We start from the raw sequence: 21393 nt of genomic DNA, 5'->3' as shown, positions 1-21393 counted from the left end.
AGGTGACGGCGGCCCAGATACCTGGCGCCAGGTTGCTGCGCCCCCGTCAGGTAGCAATTGGGGCATGGGGGTTGTGTCTTCCTGTGACGGCGTAGGTGCCGATGGCCACAGCTCCGATGGCCAGAACCGTGCCGCCGATGATAACAGCTCCGGGGATCGTGGCGATCGTGCCGAGCACTCCCACGGTGACTCCGGAGAAGGTCTGCATCCCCGGCCCGAATGTCGCATAGGAGCCGATGACGCGGCCGCGGATCTCCGGCGGCGCTTCGAGTTGGATGATCGCCATCTCCGTCGACTCGGCGGTGATCTTCGAGACTCCGGCGATGACGAGCATGATGACCGCCACCCACAGGTGCGAGGTCAGGGCGAAGAACAGTGCGCTGAGGCCCATCGCCGCGGCGGCCAGAGCCGCCGCGGCCGGGACGGCCTTGATCCACCCGGTCGCCTCGAGTCCGAAGCCGCCGAGCACCCCGCCTGCACCCATGGCGAAGAGCAGCACGCCATAGGTGAAGTCGCTGTCGCCGCCGACCGGATTGAGGATGTCACCGAACACCGGCATGGCCGTCTGCAGCACCGCCCCGATCGTCGTCGAGGCGAGCGCGGCTAACAGCAGCATGCCGACGATCGCGCGATTGTGGCGGACGTCGATGAGCACCCGCAGCGACTGCACGAGGGTCGTCCGCGCGGTGCGCACTCCTCCGCTGCGCAGATGACCGGTGAAGGGGGTGCGGATGAGGAAGATCGTCAGCGGCAGATAGAAGACGATGTTGATGAAGATGCCCCAGGTGGCGCCGACCCGAGCAGCAGTGCAGAACCGACGACGGGGCCGAATAGAATGCCGAGGCTGCGGAACGTCGCATTGAGGCGGACCGCGCTCGGCAGCTCCTTCCGATCGACGAAGTCATGGAGCATCATCTGCTCGGCCGGACCCCACAGACAGCCGGCGAGGCCGTGGATGACGAGCAGCACGCAGGCCTGCCACAACTGCAGTGAGTCGGTGAGGAAGAGGATTCCCCAGCACAGGGACACGACCATGAACATGATCTGCCCGATCTGGATGAGGCGGCGGCAGTCGAAGCGTTCGGCCAGGGATCCGGCATAGACGGACAACAGCAGGAACGGCAGCCAATGGCTGATGAGCTGGAACCCGACGAGCGCCGGGGATTCGAACTTCTGCCACAGCACCCAGTAGGTGATGACGTGCTCGATGTTGTCGCCCATCATCGCCGTGCCCGACCCGATCAGGTAGGGCGCGGTCTTCCAACTGCGCAGCACGCTGAAACGGCGCGGACCGGACGCTCCACCAGCGCCTGCGCCGCCAGCGCCCGCCTCGTCGCCGGAGTTCTGGGGGTCATCGCTCACTCCCCCATTCTCACACCCGCGGAACTGACCGGCGTCGACCTCTTGTCTGCTGGGATCGAGGCGAGGACAATGATCCTCGATCAAGGAGGATCATATGTCCACAGCTCAGCCGCCGTCGTCCGCTCGCCCGAACTCCGCCCTTATCGTCATCGACGTCCAGAATGGCGTGATGCAGGCCAGCTGGAACTCCGAATCCGTCATCTCCACGATTTCCGATCTCGTCGACCGTGCCCGCAGCACCGGCACCGAGGTGGTCTGGGTTCGGCACAGCTCCGGTGAGCTGCCGATCGATTCCCCGCAATGGCAGATCGTCGACACGCTCTCCCCCGTCGACGGCGAATCGATCATCGAGAAGACCCACGGCAATACCTTCGAGGACACGGACTTCGAGGAGGTGCTCGCCGAAAAGGACGTCGGTCATCTCGTCGTCACAGGCGCCCAGTCGGATGCCTGCGTACGTTCGACCATCCACGGCGGATTCGCCCGCGGCTACGACGTCACCCTCGTCACCGACGCCCACACCACTGAGGATCTCACCGAATGGGGTGCCCCGCCGCCGGAGCACGTCGTCTCCCACACGAACCTGTATTGGCAGTTCGAATCCGGTCCCGGCCGGCAGGCTCGGGTGCAGGAATCGAGCGAGGTCGACTTCGCGAAACCGTGATCGCTGCCGCTCCGGCAGCTCAAGAGTCTGACATCATGGACTCATGAGTGAAGACATCCGCAGCATCGAACTGACCCGAATCGCCGAAAACCACTACCGCGCCACCGCTCCGAGCGGAGCGAGCATCGAATTCGGTCGCGGCGAAGGCCTCATGACCCCCGTCGAACTGCTCTTGGCCGCGGTCGCCGGCTGTTCGTCGATCGACGTCGACACCGTGACCAGCCGTCACACCGAACCGACGAAGTTCGACGTCTCGGCAACCGCGGACAAGATCGACGAAGACGGAGCCTCCCGTGTGGACAACGTCCACCTCGACTTCGACCTCGAATTCCCCGGCGATGAGGAGGGCCGGAAGGCCGACGCCCGCGTCGAACGCCTCGTCGGGCTCTCCCACGACAAGTACTGCACGGTCTCGCGCACCGTCGAACACCCCACGAAGGTCGACTTCAGCATCCGCCGCGACTGAGAATCTCAGCTCTCGGCGAGCCGCCTCTTCTCGACCTCGACGTCGAAATCGGCGGTCGGCCACCGTGGGTCGATGTCGCGCAACGTGTCGAGCAGCAGTCGCTGCACGGCCAGCCTGGCGTACCATTTCCGGTTCGCCGGCACGACGAACCAGGGTGCCGCCTCGGTGGAGGTGCGGTCGAAGACGGCTTGGTAGGCGTCCATATAGTCCGGCCACAGAAGTCGTTCGTCGACGTCGCCGGGGTTGTACTTCCAGTACTTGTCGGGTCGGTCAAGGCGTTCGGCCAGACGTTCTCTCTGCTCGTCCGGAGAGATGTGGAGCATGACCTTGATGATCCGCACTCCGGCCGCGACCAGTTCGGCTTCGAAGTCGTTGATGGCCGAGTAGCGGCGGTCGAGCTCGGAGTCGTCGGCGAGTTCACGGACGCGGCCGATGAGCACATCCTCGTAGTGGGAGCGATCGAAGACACCGATCATGCCGGGTCCGGGCACGCGCGGGCGGATGCGCCAGAGGAAATCGTGGGCGAGTTCCTCGTCGGTCGGCTTCTTGAAGGCGGCGAGTTCAACGCCCTGCGGATCGACGGCTCCGACGACGTGGCGGACGATTCCGCCCTTGCCGGCGGTGTCCATGGCTTGGAGGACGAGGAGGACGGCAGGGCCGGAATCATCGTCGTGGTGGGCGGCGAAGAGTCGTTCCTGCAGGTCGCTCAGTTCAGCGGACAGCGCCGCCAGATCGCTCTTCCCGCTCTTCTTGTCACCGTCGTAGCCGGGTGTGGAATCGGGATCGACCCCGCCGAGGCGGAATCCCTCTCCCACGCTCAGAAGTGGGGCAGGGTCGGTCGTCCAGTTGCTTCTCGGCTCACTCATGCGTTCATTTTTCCAGGTGGGAAAGGCCGCGTCCATACCGACGAGTCAGCTGCGAGCATTCACCGCTGCGGGCCGTGGGGAGTCTGCGGAGGAGAGGGAGGCTGCCGAGACGGATAGGACGGGCCCTGCCGAGGCGGCTGCCACGGCGGCTGCTGGGGTCCGTCGATGCCCGGCAGCGGATTCTCGTTCGTCAGTCCGCGCCGGCGTCGATCCGCCAGGTACCCTTGATAGGCCACATCGCGTTCAGCCGCGGTCATCCGGGCCTTCGGCTTGTCGATGACATTGCGCAGTGCCGCGAGCACTGTCAATGCTGCCAGACCGGTCAGCGCAATGGCCACCCAGAACAGCGTGGTGAGCAGGCTCGGCGGATTGTCGAAGACTCTCACACCGGCGAAGCCGATGAGGAAGACGAATCCGAGATACGGCAGCAGGAGCCACAGGGCGACCTTGTAGCCGCCGATCATCATCGGCATCATCAGGCACATGCTCCACGCCATTCCGCCGATGAAGAAGAGCAGGACGAGGAAGAAGCTCGCCGGATCGGCATTGAGTTCCGCCGCAACCGTTCCGGGAACGGCTCGCTCACCGAGGAAGAACGGCCAGACCAGCGCCACCAGAGAGCCGATCGCTGCGGAGGCGAGAACGTTGAGCAGAGCCAGCGGGATGAGGCCCTCACGCCGGAATCCGTCGTCCGGTCGCTTGTGCTTCATGAACAGGAATGGGAAGAAGAAGGCCAGAATTCCGGCGCAGATCCCCATCCAGACTGCGTTCGCTTCGATGACTTCGAAATTCTGCTGCAGCATCAGCCCGGTCGAGGCGAACCAGATGAGAAAGGTGAAGAAGAGCGCACCGACGAAGTTGAGGCCCAGGACGCGCAGAAAGTCGCGTGTCCACGTCGGGACCGGTTCCTCCTCGTGCAACGGAAGCGGCCCCGGTGGCGGTGGTCCGGGCGGTGTCTCACTCATGATTTCATCCTCGCACAAACACGGGCGACTGATACCGGTCTCGATGTTTCAGATCCGACACCGCGGACCTCAACCGGTCAAGCACCATCCCACAAGCCACACCCTCAGTCCGGTTTCCGGAAGACGGATGGCAGCTTCTTCTTCACCCGTTGCCCGGTGTCCCGGTACGACCATTGCCGCATCGGCTGCGGCACCCGCCATTGCAGCTTCCAGGCGAGCATGCGGAAGCCGAAAGCGGCAGCCGCGATGATGAGTGAGGCGATGGCACCCAACAGTCCGGTCACCTCGGCGATGATCGTCAGCCCCGAGCCGAACAGGGCGGGGATGAGGTAGAGGTCGGTGCCGCGGAAGATCGCCGGATCCTCACTGGCCACGGCATCGCGCATGAGTCCGCCGCCGCACGCGGTCAGCGCACCCATGAGCAGCGCCGCCGGATAGTTCGTCCCGGCGGCGAGCGCGATCGTCGTGCCGGTGACGCTGAAGAGGCCGAGGCCCATCGCGTCGAAGGCGACGATCCAGATCCGTGCCCGGGAGATGTGGGAGCCGATGATGTAGATGAGCAGGGTCGCAATCACCGGCGGGGCGAGGTAGATCGGTTGGCCGATGGCGTTGGGCACCCGGTCGAGAAGCACATCGCGGATCATGCCTCCGCCGATGCCCGTCATCGTGCCAAGCACCAACCCGCCGGTGATGTCGAAATTGCGTCGCGCTGCCAGCAGCACTCCGGAGACTGCGAAGACGAAGGTGCCGGTGAGATCGAGCGCGAGGAACAGGAACTCCTGCAGGTTCATCTCCACCTCGGCTCGTCTCGTCGATCCGTGCCCGGCTCGGTGCCGAACGTCCTACCAGCCACTGTAATCCGGTACAGCGGCAGGCTGGCCATTCACGGGCGAACCGTTCCCCCTCGCCGAGGCGGCCGTTCAGTTGGCGCAGATCTCCGCCGACGTTGCCGTGGAGTCCCGCAGGCAAAGCGCAAGTGCCGACGGAAGAGGCCCCGACCAGCGACAGTTGGGGCCTCCCCATTTCCGCTCAGCTGATTCAGCTGAGCTGGAAGTTGTCCGGGTTCTTGTACGGTTCGATCTCGACGACCGGGGTGCCCTTGCCCATGAGCAGTTTGGAGATGGGGCAGCGAGCGTGGGCGCGGGCGGCGTACTTCTCGGCGTCGGTGTCCGAGACCCCTTCGATGGAGATGAACGCCTTCGGAGCGAAGTAGAAGCCGTTTCCGGACGGTTCGTTATGCAGTTCGACCTCGACTCGCACGCGTGAAAGCGCCTCGATCTCATTGACCGCGAGGACGACCTTGAGCGTTTCGCCGAGGCACGTCGACCAGGCCATGGCGAGGAACTGTTCCGGGTTGTTGCCCTCTTCGACCCGTGAGGTCGGGGCGGTGGGCAGGGTCTGGCCGTCTTCGACGCGCACCTCACCCGAGGTGCCACCGAGGTTCTCGACCTTCGCGGTGTAGATCGGCGCACTCGAGCTCTTCGGCTCGTCCGCATCTCCGGTCGGAGCCTGCGGCTGGGCGTATCCGGGTTTCTCAGTCATTGCACCATGCTACGACAGGCACGCAACAAGGTCACTGGCGTTTCAGTGAATGGTCAGTAACGAATGCCGCAGACCCATCCGCCGTCCCTGTGGCTCCGAATGATCACTATGAATCGGAAAACCCGTCCAGCTCACCGTTTCCGCGGCGCCGTGTCAGGCATCGTCGCCGCAGTCATGATGTTCGGTCTCGCCGACCTCATCGCGCGTGCTTTCACCCCGAGCGCAGCACCTCTGCTCACCCTAGGTCAGGCGATCATCCCACTGGCTCCCCCGGCGGCTATCAAACCCGTCATCGCCCTGTTCGGTGACAACGACAAGCTCGTCCTCGTCCTCTCCACCGGCCTCGGTGCGATCGTCGTCGCGGGCCTCGTCGGAGTCCTGGCCGCCTCGCGCCGGCGTCTGGCCACGACACTGCTGGTCGTCGCCGGGCTCGTCCCAGTCATCGTCATCATCATCCGCCCCGAGGCGGGTGCCTTCGACGTCATTCCCACGCTCATCGGCATCGCCGTCGGCATCACGGTATTCATCCTGCTGCTGCGTCTCGGGGTACCGGCAACCCCCGCCGAGGAGGACGACCGTGCCGATGTCGCGCACAGTATTGCGCACGATGACGCGCGTAGTTCGCGAACCTCGGATCCGCTCAGCCGCCGCCGTTTCTTCGGCCTGGCCGGTGTCGTCGGTGCCATCGGGGCCGTCACCATCGCCACCGGCCAGACCCTCGTCTCCCTCACACAGGAGGCCGGAGCAGCGGTGGCCAAACTGGTTCTGCCCACCCCTGCGAAGAAGGCGGCCGCGATCCCTGTCGCCGCGAGCACCGACATCGAGGGGACGGTCCCCTTCGTCACCGAGGCGAAGGACTTCTACCGCATCGACACGGTGCTCTCACCACCGGTCATCGACCCGGAACAGTGGTCCCTGCGCATCCACGGCATGGTCGAGGAGGAGGTGACCCTGACGATGGCCGACGTACTCGATCTGCCGCTGGAAGAACACCACATCACGCTCACCTGCGTGTCCAATCCCGTCGGCGGGGACCTTGTCGGCAACGCGACCTGGCTCGGCTATCCAGTGCGCGAACTCCTCACCCGAGCACGCCCGAGCTCGCAAGCTGATATGGTTCTCTCCCACTCCTTCGACGGATTCACCGCCTCGACTCCGATCGGTGCGCTGACCGATGATCGCGCCGCCTTGTTGGCGGTGGGAATGAACGGCGAACCGCTCACCCCGATCCATGGATTCCCCGCCCGTCTCGTCGTTCCCGGACTCTACGGTTTCGTCTCCGCGACGAAATGGGTGACCGAACTCGAGGTCACCCGCTTCGATGAGAAGACCGCCTACTGGACCGACCGCGGGTGGGATGCCAAGGCCCCCATCCTCGTCGCTTCCCGCATCGAGGTGCCGGGGCCCTTGGCCAAGGTCCCTGCCGGCGACATCCGGGTCGGCGGCACCGCCTGGGCGCAGCGTTCAGGGATCGACCGCGTCGAGGTCAAGCTCGACGACGGCGAATGGACGCAAGCGGATCTGGCCGAGGAGGTCACGATCGACACCTGGCGACAATGGCGGGCCGAATTCGCCGAGGTGGCAGCGGGCTCACATACCCTCACCGTGCGTGCCACGGACAAGGACGGGACCGTGCAGACAGCGAAACGTCGGGATTCGATCCCGAATTCGGCCACCGGGCACCACCACATCCAATTCCGCGTCGAATGACGACCCCCCACGGAATCGTCTGGACGGAAACTCCCGGCTGAACCGCCAGGGCAGCCTCGGCGAAGAAACTCTTAAGATTTCCTCCCCATCCACCCATCCGAACCGGGCACCGCACCGAATACCCAGTACACAGCGAGCAATGGAGATCACTTCACAGCTGTGCGCGAATACGCATCACTGTTGATTAGGAGAAGAACAATGAAGACACTGCTTCGCACACGCACCGCCACCATTCTCTCGGCCGGCGCCATCGGCCTTCTGGCTCTGAGCGGCTGTGGCATGGATTCCGGCTCCGGAGGCGAGGAGTCCGGCTCGGATTCGGGCAGCTCCGAATCTCAGCCCGCTGACTCGGGCGAGTCCGAGATGCCCGAGGAATCCGGCGACGCCTCCATGGCCGATGCCGACCTCGTCGGCAAGGGCTGCTCGGCCTACGCCAAGGAGAACCCGGACGGGGCCGGATCAGTCGAGGGCATGGGCCAGGACCCCGTCGCCACTGCCGCCTCGAACAACCCGATGCTCACGACCCTGACCAAGGCGGTCTCGGGCAAACTCAATCCCGATGTCGACCTCGTCGACACCCTCAACGGCGACGAGTTCACGGTCATCGCCCCGATCGACGACGCCTTCGCCGATGTGCCGAAGGACGACCTCGATGCCCTGGCCAAGGATTCGGACCAGCTGACGAAGGTACTGACCTACCACGTCATCCCCGGACAGCTCTCCCCCGATGAGATCGCCGGTGAGCACGAGACCGTCGAAGGCTCGAAGGTGAAGATCTCCGGTGAGGGCGAGGACATGAAGTTCGACGATGCCGGACTGGTCTGCGGCGGAGTCAAGACCGCCAACGCCACGGTCTACATGGTCGACGCCGTGATGATGCCGGAGAAGTGACGACGACACACCGAACGGTGGTGGCCGGGGAACGATCAATGCTATCGCGATCGGGCCCTGGCCACCGTCTTCTTCCCCCACCCCCTGGACGGTCCACGACGCGAAGTCCGAGGGATGACATGATTGATCAATGAGCTCAGACGATCCGACGGCGTTTCGGCACGGGCCCCCAGGGTCCGATCGGCAGGAGAACCACCCACCGGCCTCCGCCGACGCCGGAATCGCCTCGGCGGAGGCGGCCACCGCATCGGACCCCAGCGGTGACCTGCTGCTGCGGATCGCCGCAGGCGATCGGTCCGCGTTCGACGAACTCTTCACCACCCAATCGCGCATCCTCATGGCCGTGATCCTCCGGATAGTCAGGAGCCGAACACTGGCCGAGGAGGTCCTGCAGGAATGCTTCACCGAGGTGTGGACGCGGTGTTCGGGCTTCGACCCGGCCCGAGGAACAGGCAGGGCATGGCTGGTCACCCTGTGTCGCAGACGGGCCATCGACTGTGTGCGCAGCGTTCAGTCCCAGCAGGACCGTGACTTCGCCGACGGGCTGCGCACCTCTGCGGAAGCGGTGGAGGAAGTCGAGCAGACCGTGATCGACCGGGCGGAGTCGGACCGCACGCTCTCGGCGTTGAAGATCCTCCCCGAGGAGCAGAGCAGGCCAATTGTCATGGCCTTCTATCAGGGTCTGACTCACGCTCAGATCTCGGAGGACCTCAAGGTGCCGCTGGGTACCATCAAGTCACGGATCAGGGACGGAATGAAGAAGCTGCGAGACGAGTTGGAGGCGAGTCGATGAGCACCGATCGTGATTATCTGGCCGCCGGCCTGGCCCTCGGCGGGCTCAGCGACTCCGAACTCGCCGAAGCTCGGGCACTTGCCGAGTCCGATGCCGACTTCCGCGCCGAGGTCGCCGCCTATTCCGACGTCATGGCCGAAGCAGCCGCGTCCGATGAACCGGTTGAGGTCAGCTCGGCGACTCGAGACGCGATTCTGTCGATCCCTGAGAACCACGCACAGGAGTCGGCACCGGAGACCTCACCCACTGTCGAGCCTGAGACTTCGTCGGTCGATGCGGATGCCCTCACCGATGAGCCGGCCGCTCCGGCATCGCTTGCCGAACATCGGGAGGCCCGCCGGTTCAATGCCCGCGCAGAAGGCGCTGGTGAGCCGCAGTCCGGCCGCAGTTCCTGGCTGCCCTGGGCGGCAGCTGCGGCGGCGATCGTTGTCGCCGCAGGACTCGGCGCCACCGTCTGGCAGCAGAATCAGCGACAGAATTCCTTGGAAGAGGACTTGGCCGCGACTCAGCAGCAGCTCGATGACTCGGCTCGCCTCATGGAAGCCAGCGACCTGAAGACGAGCACCTCAGACTTGCCGGAGGGCGGGTCCGTCACAGTGCTCTCCTCCGAGAGCGAGCAGCTCATCCGTCTCAGTCCGAAAGACATCGGGCAGCCACCGGCCGGAAAGTCGATGCAGATGTGGGTCATCGGCGCCGACGGCCCGGAAAGCGCCGGCCTGATGTCGGGCAAACCGGTGACCATCACCGGCGAGACGTTCGCCTCGGGCAGCGTCTTCGGCATCACCGTCGAGCCCGAGGGCGGCTCGAAGCAGCCGACCACGGATCCGATCGTCGCCATCGACCTCTGACAGGCGCGGGGAGTAAGCTTCCTGGCATCGGCGGCGAAGGGGCTGATATGTCCGATTTCGAGTGGGACCCGGAGACCTACTTGGCGCTCATGGCCGAAGAGATCCCCGACTACCCGCGCCTGCAGACCGAGGTGGCCGCTGCGGCGGTCACCGGAGCACCTGCGTCGATCCTCGATCTGGGCATCGGCAGCGGGCTGACCGCACAGCGCGTTCTCGAAGCCCTGCCGGAGGCGAAACTGCTGGGTGTCGACGCGAGTTCCGAGATGCTCGCAGCCGCCGAGGCGACTCTCGACCCGGAACGCACCCGACTGCAGTCGGGTCGCTTGGAAGAACCGCTGCCGGACGGGCCGTTCGATCTGGTCATGTCCATGCTCGCCGTCCATCATCTCGACGGCACCGGAAAGGCCGGCCCCTTCGCCCGCATCGCCGCGGTGCTCGAGCCCGGTGGGAGGTTCGTCCTCGGTGACCTCGTCGTACCCGCCGATTCGGCGGACGTCGTCACTCCGATCGACTGGATCGATGACACTCCCAGTTCCCTCGATGAGCAGCTGACCTGGCTCGCCGAGGCGGGACTGACCACCCACGTGCACTGGCAGCACCATGATCTGTCAGTCATCGTCGCTGAAAAGCAGAGTTGAGAGACAGCGCTGAGGTCTCGGTTCCCCTGCTCCACCACCGGTGGGAGCACCACTCCGCGAATTCCCCACTGCGGCGGATACCGGCCGGGCGCGGCACTGTCTAGGCTGGAAGGATGACGGAGGACAAGACGAGAGAACCACGGACCTCGGCATGCTTGTCGGCCGCGGCTCGCAAGCCGAACCGGTCCGACCTCTGGCTCGTCGCGGCGCTGGCCGCCGGCTCGCTCATCTTCGCCGTCCTCTATGAGGGAAGCGGGTTCTGGGAGTTCAAAGCACCGCTGTGGGTTGTCTGCGTGCTCTCCATCGCAGTCACCGTTCCCCTGCTGTGGCGTCGTCGTTTCCCGAATTTCGTCGCATGGTTCATCACCACGCTCTACGTCACCGCGCAGATCCTACAGATGATGGAACCCGGCGTCTCTCAGATCGTCCTCTTCACCTCGGTCTATGCGATCGGCGCGTTTCGCTACAGTCAACGTGCCGCGTTCATTTCACGCTGTCTGCTGTGCCTGGCCATACTCATCTATGTCATCGTCTCGGCGGCCCTGCAGTTCCAGGATCTCGGCGACCTGACTTTCGTCCAGTTCGCCGCGGCTACCGGGGTGACTTTCCTGATCAACACGGTCTTCTTCGGTGGAGCGTGGCTATTCGGCAACCGGGCGTGGAAGCAGCGGCGACTGCTCGAGGAACTCCGTGCGGCCAACGAAGAGGTCCGTGAACAGGAGCAGCAGTTGACTCGGCAAGCCCTCGACCTCGAACGGGTGCGCATCGCGAGGGAACTCCACGATGGAGTCGCCCACCATATCGCCGGGGTCGGCATCCACGCCGCCGCTGCACGTCGCAGCCTTGAGAAGAACCCCGACAAGGCCAAGGAATCGCTCCAGGTCATCGAATCCTCGACTCGCGAGACCGTCGACGAACTCCGAGCTCTCGTCTACACTCTGCGCGACACAGACTCGTCGACCGACGTCACCGCCGCCACAGGCGGCACAGCCGCGCCCGGCGGCCAAACGGCTGAAAATCTGGCCGACGCCGCTACGGCGGCATCGACGAAAGGCAACCCCAGCCTCGGCGACCTTCCGGAACTCATCGAATCGGCCAGGCGATTCGATCAAACTGTCGAGTACGCGACGATCGGGGAACCTCGCCCGCTCACTCCGATCACCGAAATGTCGATCTACCGCGTGATTCAGGAATCCCTGACCAACTGTTCTCGTTACGCGGGTGCCGGCGCCGAGGTGGATGTGCGACTGCGCTATGGCAGCACCGATCTTGAGGTGGAGATCAGCGATGCCCGCTCGGTCGGTGGCGCCGTCCGATCTGGTTCAACTGAGATCCCATCCGGCACCCAGGGACGGCCCAAGAGCGAAGGGCTCGGCCTGGGCATCGTCGGGATGAGGGAACGCATGAGCGCTCTCGGCGGCAACCTCGAGGCAGGACCGAAGTCCCGCGGCGGTTGGCTCGTCCGCGCCCGCATCCCCTACCCGCGCAGCACCGCAGATCACTTGTCCTCTGATACTCCAGCAAAGGCAGCCACATGATCCGAGTCCTCCTCGTCGACGACCAGTCGATGGTCCGCACCGGCTTCCGTACGATCCTTGAGTCCGAAGACGGCATCACAGTCGTCGGTGAGGCCGAGAACGGGCAGGTCGCCATCGATAAGGCGCTCGAACTGTCCCCGGATGTCATCTGCATGGATGTGCAGATGCCGGTCATGGACGGGCTCGAGGCGACAGAGGAGATCGTCCGCCGCGGCTCGGGCGGAGCCGTCCTCATGCTCACGACTTTCGACCGCGACGACTTCCTGTTCCGCGCACTCGCTGCCGGCGCCAGTGGGTTTCTGCTCAAGACCGCCGAGGCCGAGCAGCTCATCGACGCAGTCACCGCTCTGGCCGCCGGGGACGGTCTGCTCTCCCCCGAGGTCACCCGACGGGTCATCGAACGCTCCGTGTCCACCCCGGAACCGGCTGCACCGACCGCCCCGGACCTCGAGCAGCTCACCGAACGGGAGCTCGAAGTGCTGAGACTGGTGGCGACCGGGGCGAGCAACTCCGAGATCGCCGGGAGCCTCTTCGTCGGTGAGGCGACCGTGAAGACACACGTGTCGAACCTGCTGTCGAAACTCGGCATCCGCGATCGCATCCACGCGGTCATCTGGGCGTACGAGAACGGAGTCATAGCCATCGGTGAGCAGGACAGAACACAATAGGATCGCCCATCTGCCCATCTCTGTCCCCTCCCCCGCAATGAGGGCCCCGAATTCACCCTTAAGACTGATCCGCTCGCACCGGTCTCCGCATAGCGTTGAGACATGATCACCCTGGAGAACATCAACCGCAGCTTCGGCGACAAGCAGGTGCTGCACGACCTCAGCTTCGACATCGGCGACGGTCGGATGACCGGCTTCGTCGGCTCGAACGGCTCCGGCAAGACCACGACCATGCGGATCATCCTCGGCGTGCTGGCCGCAGATTCCGGGCGCATCCTCGTCGACGGCACCCCCATCGCCGCGGACCACCGCAGCGCGATCGGCTACATGCCCGAGGAACGCGGTCTCTACCCCAAGATGCCGATCATCGATCAGCTCGTCTACCTCGCCCGCTTCCACGGACTCACCCGCCAAACGGCGAAGAAGCGCGGACTCGAGCTCCTCGAACAGCTCGAGCTCAAAGGCGAACCCACCGACACCCTCGAATCGGTCAGCCTCGGCAATCAGCAGAAGGTCCAGATCGCCGCGGCCCTCATTCACGATCCGCAGGCGCTCGTCCTCGACGAACCGTTCTCCGGTCTCGACCCCGTAGCCGTCGAACGCACCCTGAACGTCCTCTCCGACTTTGCCTCCTCGGGTGCCCCGGTCCTCTTCTCCAGCCATCAGCTCGACCTCGTCGAACGCCTCGTCGATGATCTCGTCATCATCAATGACGGCCGCCTCGTCGCAGCCGGCACCACCTCGGAACTGCGCCGTCAGCGCAGCATGCCCGAGTGGACGCTGCAGACGGATGCCGACCTCGGCTGGGTGCGTGGCCTGCCCGATATCTCCGTCATCGAACTCGACGGCAACTGGGCCAGGTTCACGGCTCCTGATGCCGATTCTGCCGAGGCGGTTCTGCGCAAAGCGCTCACCGTCTCCTCAGTGTCGTCCTTCGCTCCGCACGAAGTTGCTCTCAATCGTCTCTTCCAGGAGGTCACGCAGGCATGAGCACCATCGATACGACCACGACCGCCGACAGCCCACGCACTCCCACCGCCGGCACGAACCGCGCCGGATTCACCACCGCGATCGGGCTCGTCATCGAACGCGAGATCATGGTGCGGCTGAAGTCGAAGGCCTTCATGGTCTCGACTATTCTGAGCATCATCCTCTTCGGTGTCCTCGTCGGGGTCTCCGGAGCGCTGCCCTCATTGTTCTCCTCCACGGACAAGGTGGCGGTCACCTCGGCGGGGGCGAAGGCGATCGAGGGGATCGAGGATATCGAAGCCGTCGCCGTCGATGACATCGACGAGGCGAAAGCCCTGATCACCTCCGAAAAGGTCGAATCAGCAGTCGTCGAATCGCAGAATTCGCCGACCGGGGTCGCGGTGCTGTCCCTGCGCTCGGCACCGGAATCACTCATCGGGGCGCTCAGCCTCACCCCGAGGTCGAGCTCCTCGATCCCGACGCCCCTGACCCAGCGCTCACCTACTTCATCGGGCTCGGCCTCGGTTTGGTGTTCTTCATGGCCGCGATGACGTTCGGGAACACGATCGCTTCGTCCGTAGTGGAGGAGAAGCAGTCGCGGATCGTGGAGATCCTGCTCGCGTCCACCTCGGCGCGGGTGCTCATGTTCGGCAAGGTCATCGCCTGTACGATCCTCGCTTTCGCGCAGATCGGACTCACCGCGGTCGCGGTCCTTGCAGGCGCCGCCATCAGCGGAAACGACCTCGTACTCGGCAAGGTCGCAGAGCCGATCGCCTGGTTCGTCCCGCTCTTCATCGTCGGCTTCGTCATGGTCGCCGCCCTCTACGCGGCCGCGGCGTCGATGGTCTCGCGCACCGAGGATCTGCCGTCGACGAGCACGCCGATCATGATGCTCATCTTCCTGCCGTACATGGGCGTCATCATCTTCTCGTCGAATGAAACTGTCATGGCGGTGCTGTCCTACATTCCGTTCTCCGCAGCGGTGGCAGTGCCGATGCGAGTCTTCCTCGGCACGATCGCCTGGTGGGAACCGCTGGTCTCCCTGCTCATCCTCATCGTCACCACTCTGCTGGCCCTGCTGCTGGCCACGCGGATCTTCGAGCGCTCGATTCTGAAGTCGGGACCGAAGCTGACGTGGGGGCAGGCGCTGAGGAAGTGACGACGCTCGGGCCGGACGGAGATTTGACTCAGGTGTCACGTTCTCTCTGCCCGTCTTGTGTGAGGACAGAGCAGCTTGGAGACCGTCCGCTCGCTCACCTCATCCACGCACCCGCGAAATCGTGCCATTCACCGGCATCGTTCGTCGTCTCCACAGGTCGACCTGGCAGAGTAGGCACATGGACCCACTTGATCTCCCGCTGACCACCGACCGACTGCGGTTGCGCACCTATGTCGAATCCGACGCCGAGGAGCAGCTGCGGATCTTCTCCCGCGAGGACGTCTCCCGGTTCCTCCTCGAAGATCCCTGGACCGCCGAGGTGGCCCGGACCAAGGTCTCAGAACGCATGCGGCGCACGGGGCTCGATACCGAATCGCGTGCCCTGGCCCTGGTCATCGAGACCGCCGACGGTCTCGACTTCCTTGAAGGCTCGCACGTCATCGGGGACATTGCGATCTGGCTCGAAGACGGCAGTGACGAGAAGGCCGAGATCGGCTGGATCCTCGACCCGGCGGCCAGCGGCCATGGATTTGCCACCGAAGCAGCCATCGCGGTCCTCAACGTCGCCTTCGACCATTACGGCCTCCACCGGGTGTTCGCACAGATGGATTCCCGGAACATCGCCTCGGCGAATCTGGCTCGCAGGATCGGGATGCGGGAAGAAGCGCACCTGCGCAAGGACTGGTGGTCGAAGGGCGAATGGACCGACACCCTCATCTTCGGGATGCTTTCCAGCGATCGGCAGACAGCCTGACTCTCGGCCGCCGGTCCGACCCGATTTTCTGAGATCTCGGACTCTTTGTGCCAGCTCCCGTATTGTCCCGCCACCTCGGTGTGAGAATCTGAGGTGGCCGTGGAGCCGGGTACGTCGATCGCATCGAGGCCGAGGCGGCCGCGGGCAGTCGAGAGAAGAGGACAGCAGACACCGATGGCTCCAGCCGACAAGGACCGCAACGAGGCGCTTCCCAGCGACGCAAACGCTGACGGACATGAAGAGAACGCCGGCCTGCACAGGGGCCTGACCGCCCGACATATCCGCTTCATGGCTCTCGGTTCCGCCATCGGCACCGGCCTCTTCATGGGCTCCTCGGAGTCGATCCAAGCCGCAGGACCGGCTGTGCTGCTCGCCTACATCATCGGCGGTGCCGCCGTCTTCATGGTGATGCGCGCCCTCGGCGAACTCGTCGTCCGCCACCCCGTCTCCGGCTCCTTCGGCCAGTATGCCTCCCGCTATATCCACCCCTTCGCCGGCTTCCTCGTCGGCTGGACCTTCGCCTTCGAAATGGTCCTCGTCGCCGTCTTCGACGCCACCGCGATCGGCGTATATATGGGCTTCTGGTTCCCGGGAGTTCCCCGCTGGATCTGGGTGCTCGCCGTCGTCTTCTTCATCGCCGCGATCAACATGATCGGCGTCAAGGTCTTCGGTGAGCTCGAATTCTGGTTCGCTCTCATCAAGATCGTTGCAATCATCGCCCTCATCGCCGCCGGGGTGGCCATCATCATCTTCGGCTTCGGCATTGCCGACCACGATCAGATGGGCCCGCAGGCCCTGTTCGACCACGGCGGCTTCTTCCCCAACGGGTTCTGGGGTCTGCTCTCATCATTCACCATCGTGATGTTCGCCTTCGGCGGTATCGAGATCATCGGCGTCACCGCCGGAGAGGCGCAGAATCCGAAGCAGGTGCTGCCGAAAGCCATCAACTCGGTGCCGGTGCGCATCCTCCTCTTCTACGTCCTCACCCTCGGCGTGATCATGTGCATCCTGCCGTGGAACCAGATCACCTCCGAGATCAGCCCCTTCGTCGCGATCTTCGACTCGGTCGGCTTCACTGCGGCGGCCGCCATTCTCCAGGTCGTCCTCATCACGGCGGCCCTGTCGGCCATCAACGCCGACATCTTCGGCGCCGGCAGGATGCTCCACGGTTTGGCCGAACAGGGGCAGGCTCCGCGGTCCTTCGCCCGCACCTCGCCGGGCGGCGTTCCCGTGATGACCGTGGTGACGATGATCGTCGCGCTGCTGGCAGGCGTCGTCCTCAACTATCTCTACCCTGATCAGGCTCTGTTCCTCCTCGGAGCGTTGGCCACCTTCGCCACGGTGCTCGTGTGGCTGATCATCCTCGCTTCCCATATCCGGATGAAGAAGGTAGTCGCCGAGGAGGCTCGCCTGCCCAGCGAATTCCCCATGCCGCTGTGGCCGGTGGGATCGTGGATCACCGTCGGGTTCATCGTCTTCGTCGTCGTCATGGTTGGCATCGTTCCCGACTCACGACCAGCCCTGTGGGTCGGTCTGCTGTGGGTCGTCGCGCTGTGGCTGTGCTATTTCGCCTTCATCCGCGGCCAGGGCCGCCGGCCCTACGCGCTCACCGACCGCACCGAGCCCATGGGGTCCGGACGGAACTGACGCCCCGGCTCCAGACAGCCGACCACACTGGACAACCAGCTGAAGAGTTAGGCAACCTAAGCGTCGTCACGCCTCACGGCGTCCGGCGACGCAGGGTGAGCGATCCGACGATGACGGCGCCGACGATCCAACAGGCGATGAAGAGCACCCGCAGCCAGATATAAGCGTCATCCTCATTGCCGGTCGACACCGCATCCAGGGCATCGATCGCGTGAGAGAGCGGCAGCCAGTCGCCGATCACCTCGAGCGCATCAGGCAGCTGATCACGGGGCAAGAAGATCCCGCCGAGCAGGATCTGCGGGAACACGAACACCGGCATGAACTGCACGACCTGGAACTCCGTGCGGGCGAAGGCGCTGGCCAGCAGGCCCAGGGCCGTGCCGAGCAGGGCGTCGGCGATCGCTACGACGAAGAGCAGTCCGACGGACCCCTCGATCTCCAGACCGCACACCAGAGTCGCGTAGCCGACGGCCACGGCCGTCTGAATGACGGCGAGCAGCCCGAATGCCAGGGTATATCCGAGGATGAAGTCGCCGCGGCCCAACGGCATCGACAGCAGCCGCTCCAGAGTTCCGCTGCGACGTTCGCGCAGGGTCGCGATGCTCGTGACGAGGAACATGACGATGAACGGGAAGAGCGCGAGCATCGCCGGGCCGATGTCGGAGAAAACCTCGGTCTCGTCGAAGATCCATGCCACCAGGCCGATCAGCAGGCTGGGCACGATGAGCAGCAGGGCGATCGTGCGCGGATCGTTGCGGATCTGTGTGAGCACACGCCCCGTCGTGGCCAGGGTGCGCATCGGGTTCATCGCCGACCTCCCTTCGTCGTCCCGCGGCCCCGCCGATCGTGGCTTGACCGACCGTTGCCGTTCACGTCTCGGGAGAGCAGATGGGTCCCCGACAGACGTCCGTGCCCGGCAGGTCGTTCATCGGCTGTGTCTTTCTCGATGATGTCGAGGAAGGCTTCCTCCGCCGAGGCAGCCCCTGTACCGGCGAGCAGATCGTGCGGTGTCGTATCGGCGATGATCGCGCCCTCGCGCATGAGCAGCAGCCGGTCACAGCGTGTGGCCTCATCCATGACGTGGCTTGAGACGAGCAGCGTGGCCCCCTCTTCGGCGAGCCCACGAAAGAGATCCCACAGATCATTGCGCAGCACTGGGTCGAGCCCCACCGTCGGCTCGTCGAGGACGAGCAGGTCCGGAGAACCGAGCATCGCCGCGGCCAAGGACACTCGATTAGCCTGACCGCCAGAGAGTGTCCGGGCCAACTGATCGCCCTGCCCGATGAGGTCCGTGCGTTCGAGCACCCGGTCGACATCGGCCTTCGGAGCTCCCTGCACCCGTGCGAAGTAGCGCAGATTCGCCCGCACGCTGAGGTCCTCGTAGATGCTCGCCGACTGGGTCATATAGCCGACCCGATGCCGCAGGTCCGCCGATCCGGCAGGCCGGCCGAGCACTTGCACACGTCCGCTCGCGACGATCTGCACACCGACAACGGCCCGCATAAGCGTCGTCTTCCCGCTGCCGCTGGGACCCAGCAGACCGACGATCGCGCCCCTGGGCACATCCAGATCCAGTGAGTCGATGACGGTCCGTCGCCCTCTCCGGATCGTCAGCCCTCGTGCTTCCACCGACTTATTCATCATGTGCTGAATATGACATCCGAGAGTGCTCCGGTCAAGGGTTCTCACGGAGAGATTTCATGTCTGCCGTCTCGTCACCGATGAGCGGTACCTGCACGGCCGCCGTTCGGGCTCACATCGAGTCGCCGACTCCATCGAGATGACCCTGCACCGCCGGCGTCAGGCGCGCAGTGAGGTCGTCGATCGGCATCGATGCCAGCGGTTCGAGTTCGAGGACATGGCGAAACATGAGCGCACCCGCCATCTGCGTGAGGACGAGCGTGGCCCGCAGATCTGCTTCGGCGCGGTCGACGCCTCCGTTCGCGATCCTTCCCGCCACTGCTCCTTTGAGCTCGCGCAGGAGAAATTGTCTGATCAGTCGGCCGGCTGCCGAATCGCTCACCGCAGAACGCAGAACGGTCACCCCGATCGACTTCACGCTTGTCTGCTCCCAGGCGCTGAGCACCGTGTGCACGAGTGATTCGCCGAGGCGGTCGACCGAGACGTCCAAGGCCGAGCGAATGATACGGTCCGGCCGCACGGGAAGCTTGACGACTTCCGCGAAGAGGCCGGCCTTGGACTCGAAATAGTGATGGACGAGTGCGGAGTCGACCTGGGCACGACGGGCGATGCCTCGGATCGACGCCTTGTCGTAGCCTTTCTCGGCGAATTCGGCCGAGGCGGCATCGGTGATCGCTGCCCGCGCGTCACTGCCGCTTTCCTTACGTGGGCGCCCCCTTCCGCGGGGCCCCGGCTTCACATTCGCCATGCTTCCCAGAGTATCGTGAGGCCCAGTTGCAAAAGGTCTGCACAACGGTCCTCCGAACCGCATAAAGGTCTGGGAAACGGGCCTCTGTTTGGTCAGAACCACCTCGGCGGGGGTCCTAGCGTGGATGTAGCAGCAGTCGTATGAAAGGTTTTGCGGTTCACATGTTCAGGCAGTCGTCGAAGTTGGCCAATGTCCTCTATGACATTCGAGGACCCGTCCTCGAAGAGGCCCAGGCGATGGAAGCCGCCGGGCACACGATCCTCAAGCTCAACATCGGCAACCCTGCCCCCTTCGGATTCGAAGCCCCCGAGGCGATCGTCCAGGACATCGCCGCGAACCTGCCTGAGACGCAGGGCTACTCCGACTCGCGGGGAATCCTGTCGGCCCGCCGCGCCGTCGTCCAGTACTACGAGACCCGCGGCATACACAACCTCGGCACCGACGAGGTCTTCCTCGGCAACGGGGTCAGCGAGCTCATCACGCTCAGCCTCCAGGCGCTGTGCAACCCCGGTGACGAGATCCTCGTGCCCGGCCCTGACTATCCGCTGTGGACCGCCTCGGTGGCGCTGTCCGGCGGCACACCCGTGCACTACCGCTGCGCAGAAGAAGACGCCTGGCAGCCTGACCTGGACGACCTCGAATCCCGGATCACCGAACGCACCCGCGGAATCGTCGTCATCAACCCGAACAACCCGACCGGTGCGGTGTACTCGAAGGAGACGCTGCAGAAGATCGCCGATATCGCCCGCCGTCACGGCCTCATCGTCTTCTCCGACGAGATCTACGAGAAGATCACCTACAACGGCGTCGAACTCGTCAACATGGCCACTCTCACCGGCGGCGACGTTCTGTGCCTGACCTTCTCCGGACTGTCGAAGGCCTACCGGGTCGCCGGCTACCGTTCCGGCTGGCTGGCGATCACCGGACCGCTGGACGAGGCGCACAGCTACCTCGAGGGCATCAAGCTGCTCGCGAATATGCGCATGTGCTCGAACGTTCCGGCCCAGCACGCGATCCAAGCGGCCCTGGGCGGGAAGCAGTCGATCGATGACCTCGTACTGCCGACTGGCCGCCTCGGCGCGCAGATGCAGGTCGCCTACGAGGGGCTCAACTCGATCGACGGCGTCTCGGCCCACCGGGCCGACGGTGCTCTTTACATGTTCGCAAAGCTCGATGTCGAGAAGTTCGGCATCACCGATGACGAGCAGTTCGCCCTCGACCTGCTGCGCGAACAGAAGATCCTCGTCTCCCACGGCACGGCCTTCAACTGGCCGAGGCCCGATCACTTCCGACTCGTCACCCTGCCCTCCGTCGAGGTGCTCACCGAGGCGATCGAACGCCTCGACACGTTCCTGTCCAGCTACCGGCAGATCGCTCCGACGACGTGCGAGCTGCCCGTCGTGCGCGAAACAGAGCACGCAGGAACGGCCGCAGCCGGCTGAAGCGCCGATCGTCGTATCGAGCAAGACGACAGTCTCTTGCTCGATACGACGTCGATCATCCCAGTCCTATCTGGGCGCCCGA

22 protein-coding genes and 1 pseudogene are annotated in these 21393 nt (G+C 64.6%); 15 read left to right on the top strand and 8 right to left on the bottom strand.

The genetic code is table 11. The features are described 5' to 3' along the window. Window positions 1-46 precede the first annotated feature (46 nt). Window positions 47-1221: pseudogene (locus BLU88_RS03265) on the bottom strand (MFS transporter). Between the two features lie 235 nt (window positions 1222-1456). Between BLU88_RS03265 and BLU88_RS03260 the strand changes: the two are divergent. Continuing rightward, window positions 1457-2026: a cysteine hydrolase family protein gene (locus tag BLU88_RS03260; RefSeq protein WP_092009963.1), complete on the top strand. Its 570-nt coding sequence runs from the start codon at window positions 1457-1459 to the stop codon at window positions 2024-2026. Window positions 2027-2069: 43 nt separating this feature from the next. Next, complete coding sequence (locus BLU88_RS03255) at window positions 2070-2492, top strand: OsmC family protein (protein WP_092009961.1); 423 nt, start codon at window positions 2070-2072, stop codon at window positions 2490-2492. Between the two features lie 5 nt (window positions 2493-2497). Here BLU88_RS03255 and BLU88_RS03250 read toward each other — a convergent pair whose 3' ends face one another. The 4 genes from BLU88_RS03250 to BLU88_RS03235 all read right to left on the bottom strand — a co-directional run bounded on the left by BLU88_RS03250 (window position 2498) and on the right by BLU88_RS03235 (window position 5865). Further along, a complete protein-coding gene (locus tag BLU88_RS03250) occupies window positions 2498-3358 on the bottom strand; it encodes a polyphosphate kinase 2 family protein (protein WP_092009959.1) in 861 nt (286 codons plus the stop codon). 59 nt (window positions 3359-3417) lie between these two features. Next, window positions 3418-4323 (bottom strand): hypothetical protein, encoded by a 906-nt coding sequence (locus tag BLU88_RS03245; RefSeq protein ID WP_157688949.1) that lies wholly within the window; start codon window positions 4321-4323, stop codon window positions 3418-3420. 104 nt (window positions 4324-4427) lie between these two features. Next, entirely contained in the window at window positions 4428-5114 is a 687-nt protein-coding gene (locus BLU88_RS03240; RefSeq protein ID WP_062860326.1) for a trimeric intracellular cation channel family protein, read from the bottom strand. A gap of 247 nt (window positions 5115-5361) precedes the next feature. Further along, on the bottom strand, window positions 5362-5865 hold the full coding sequence (locus BLU88_RS03235) for an OsmC family protein (RefSeq protein WP_092009955.1): 504 nt from the start codon (window positions 5863-5865) through the stop codon (window positions 5362-5364). Between the two features lie 108 nt (window positions 5866-5973). Here BLU88_RS03235 and BLU88_RS03230 point away from each other — a divergent pair, with 108 nt between their 5' ends. From BLU88_RS03230 to BLU88_RS03180, 12 genes are all read left to right on the top strand, one after another. Continuing rightward, window positions 5974-7575 (top strand): molybdopterin-dependent oxidoreductase, encoded by a 1602-nt coding sequence (locus BLU88_RS03230; RefSeq protein ID WP_092009953.1) that lies wholly within the window; start codon window positions 5974-5976, stop codon window positions 7573-7575. 198 nt (window positions 7576-7773) lie between these two features. Then, a complete protein-coding gene (locus BLU88_RS03225) occupies window positions 7774-8466 on the top strand; it encodes a fasciclin domain-containing protein (protein WP_092009951.1) in 693 nt (230 codons plus the stop codon). A 130-nt stretch (window positions 8467-8596) separates the two neighbouring features. After that, window positions 8597-9259 carry a sigma-70 family RNA polymerase sigma factor gene (locus BLU88_RS03220; RefSeq protein WP_092009949.1) on the top strand — a complete coding sequence of 221 codons (663 nt, stop codon included), beginning with the start codon at window positions 8597-8599 and terminating at the stop codon, window positions 9257-9259. Further along, a complete protein-coding gene (locus BLU88_RS03215) occupies window positions 9256-10107 on the top strand; it encodes an anti-sigma factor (RefSeq protein ID WP_092009945.1) in 852 nt (283 codons plus the stop codon). The genes BLU88_RS03220 and BLU88_RS03215 overlap by 4 nt, the downstream gene beginning before the upstream one ends. A gap of 47 nt (window positions 10108-10154) precedes the next feature. Next, complete coding sequence (locus BLU88_RS03210; RefSeq protein ID WP_092009943.1) at window positions 10155-10745, top strand: class I SAM-dependent methyltransferase; 591 nt, start codon at window positions 10155-10157, stop codon at window positions 10743-10745. Between the two features lie 113 nt (window positions 10746-10858). Beyond that, window positions 10859-12283, top strand: a complete 1425-nt coding sequence (locus BLU88_RS03205; protein ID WP_092009940.1) for a sensor histidine kinase — start codon at window positions 10859-10861, stop codon at window positions 12281-12283. Next, window positions 12280-12951 carry a response regulator gene (locus BLU88_RS03200; RefSeq protein WP_092009938.1) on the top strand — a complete coding sequence of 224 codons (672 nt, stop codon included), beginning with the start codon at window positions 12280-12282 and terminating at the stop codon, window positions 12949-12951. The genes BLU88_RS03205 and BLU88_RS03200 overlap by 4 nt, the downstream gene beginning before the upstream one ends. 102 nt (window positions 12952-13053) lie before the next feature. Continuing rightward, entirely contained in the window at window positions 13054-13941 is an 888-nt protein-coding gene (locus BLU88_RS03195; RefSeq protein WP_092009936.1) for an ABC transporter ATP-binding protein, read from the top strand. Further along, window positions 13938-14471 (top strand): ABC transporter permease family protein, encoded by a 534-nt coding sequence (locus BLU88_RS18490; RefSeq protein WP_231939563.1) that lies wholly within the window; start codon window positions 13938-13940, stop codon window positions 14469-14471. Before BLU88_RS03195 ends, BLU88_RS18490 begins: the two co-directional genes overlap by 4 nt. After that, window positions 14459-15079: an ABC transporter permease gene (locus tag BLU88_RS18485; RefSeq protein WP_231939562.1), complete on the top strand. Its 621-nt coding sequence runs from the start codon at window positions 14459-14461 to the stop codon at window positions 15077-15079. The genes BLU88_RS18490 and BLU88_RS18485 overlap by 13 nt, the downstream gene beginning before the upstream one ends. 178 nt (window positions 15080-15257) lie before the next feature. Further along, window positions 15258-15833 carry a GNAT family N-acetyltransferase gene (locus BLU88_RS03185; RefSeq protein WP_092009933.1) on the top strand — a complete coding sequence of 192 codons (576 nt, stop codon included), beginning with the start codon at window positions 15258-15260 and terminating at the stop codon, window positions 15831-15833. 174 nt (window positions 15834-16007) lie between these two features. Beyond that, on the top strand, window positions 16008-17480 hold the full coding sequence (locus BLU88_RS03180; protein WP_092009931.1) for an amino acid permease: 1473 nt from the start codon (window positions 16008-16010) through the stop codon (window positions 17478-17480). A gap of 73 nt (window positions 17481-17553) precedes the next feature. On the opposite strand, the gene BLU88_RS03175 is transcribed toward BLU88_RS03180, so the two are convergent. The 3 genes from BLU88_RS03175 to BLU88_RS03165 all read right to left on the bottom strand — a co-directional run bounded on the left by BLU88_RS03175 (window position 17554) and on the right by BLU88_RS03165 (window position 19869). After that, complete coding sequence (locus tag BLU88_RS03175; protein WP_092009929.1) at window positions 17554-18288, bottom strand: ABC transporter permease; 735 nt, start codon at window positions 18286-18288, stop codon at window positions 17554-17556. After that, on the bottom strand, window positions 18285-19124 hold the full coding sequence (locus tag BLU88_RS03170) for an ABC transporter ATP-binding protein (protein ID WP_092009927.1): 840 nt from the start codon (window positions 19122-19124) through the stop codon (window positions 18285-18287). The genes BLU88_RS03175 and BLU88_RS03170 overlap by 4 nt, the downstream gene beginning before the upstream one ends. 109 nt (window positions 19125-19233) lie before the next feature. Continuing rightward, window positions 19234-19869, bottom strand: coding sequence for a TetR/AcrR family transcriptional regulator (locus tag BLU88_RS03165; protein ID WP_157688947.1), 636 nt, complete (start codon window positions 19867-19869; stop codon window positions 19234-19236). A gap of 161 nt (window positions 19870-20030) precedes the next feature. Between BLU88_RS03165 and BLU88_RS03160 the strand changes: the two genes are divergently transcribed. Beyond that, complete coding sequence (locus BLU88_RS03160) at window positions 20031-21311, top strand: pyridoxal phosphate-dependent aminotransferase (protein WP_092009923.1); 1281 nt, start codon at window positions 20031-20033, stop codon at window positions 21309-21311. Window positions 21312-21393 lie beyond the last annotated feature (82 nt).

The organism is Brevibacterium siliguriense, from assembly GCF_900105315.1.
GTDB lineage: Bacteria > Actinomycetota > Actinomycetes > Actinomycetales > Brevibacteriaceae > Brevibacterium > Brevibacterium siliguriense.
This window is presented reverse-complemented; position numbering and strand designations above follow the sequence as displayed.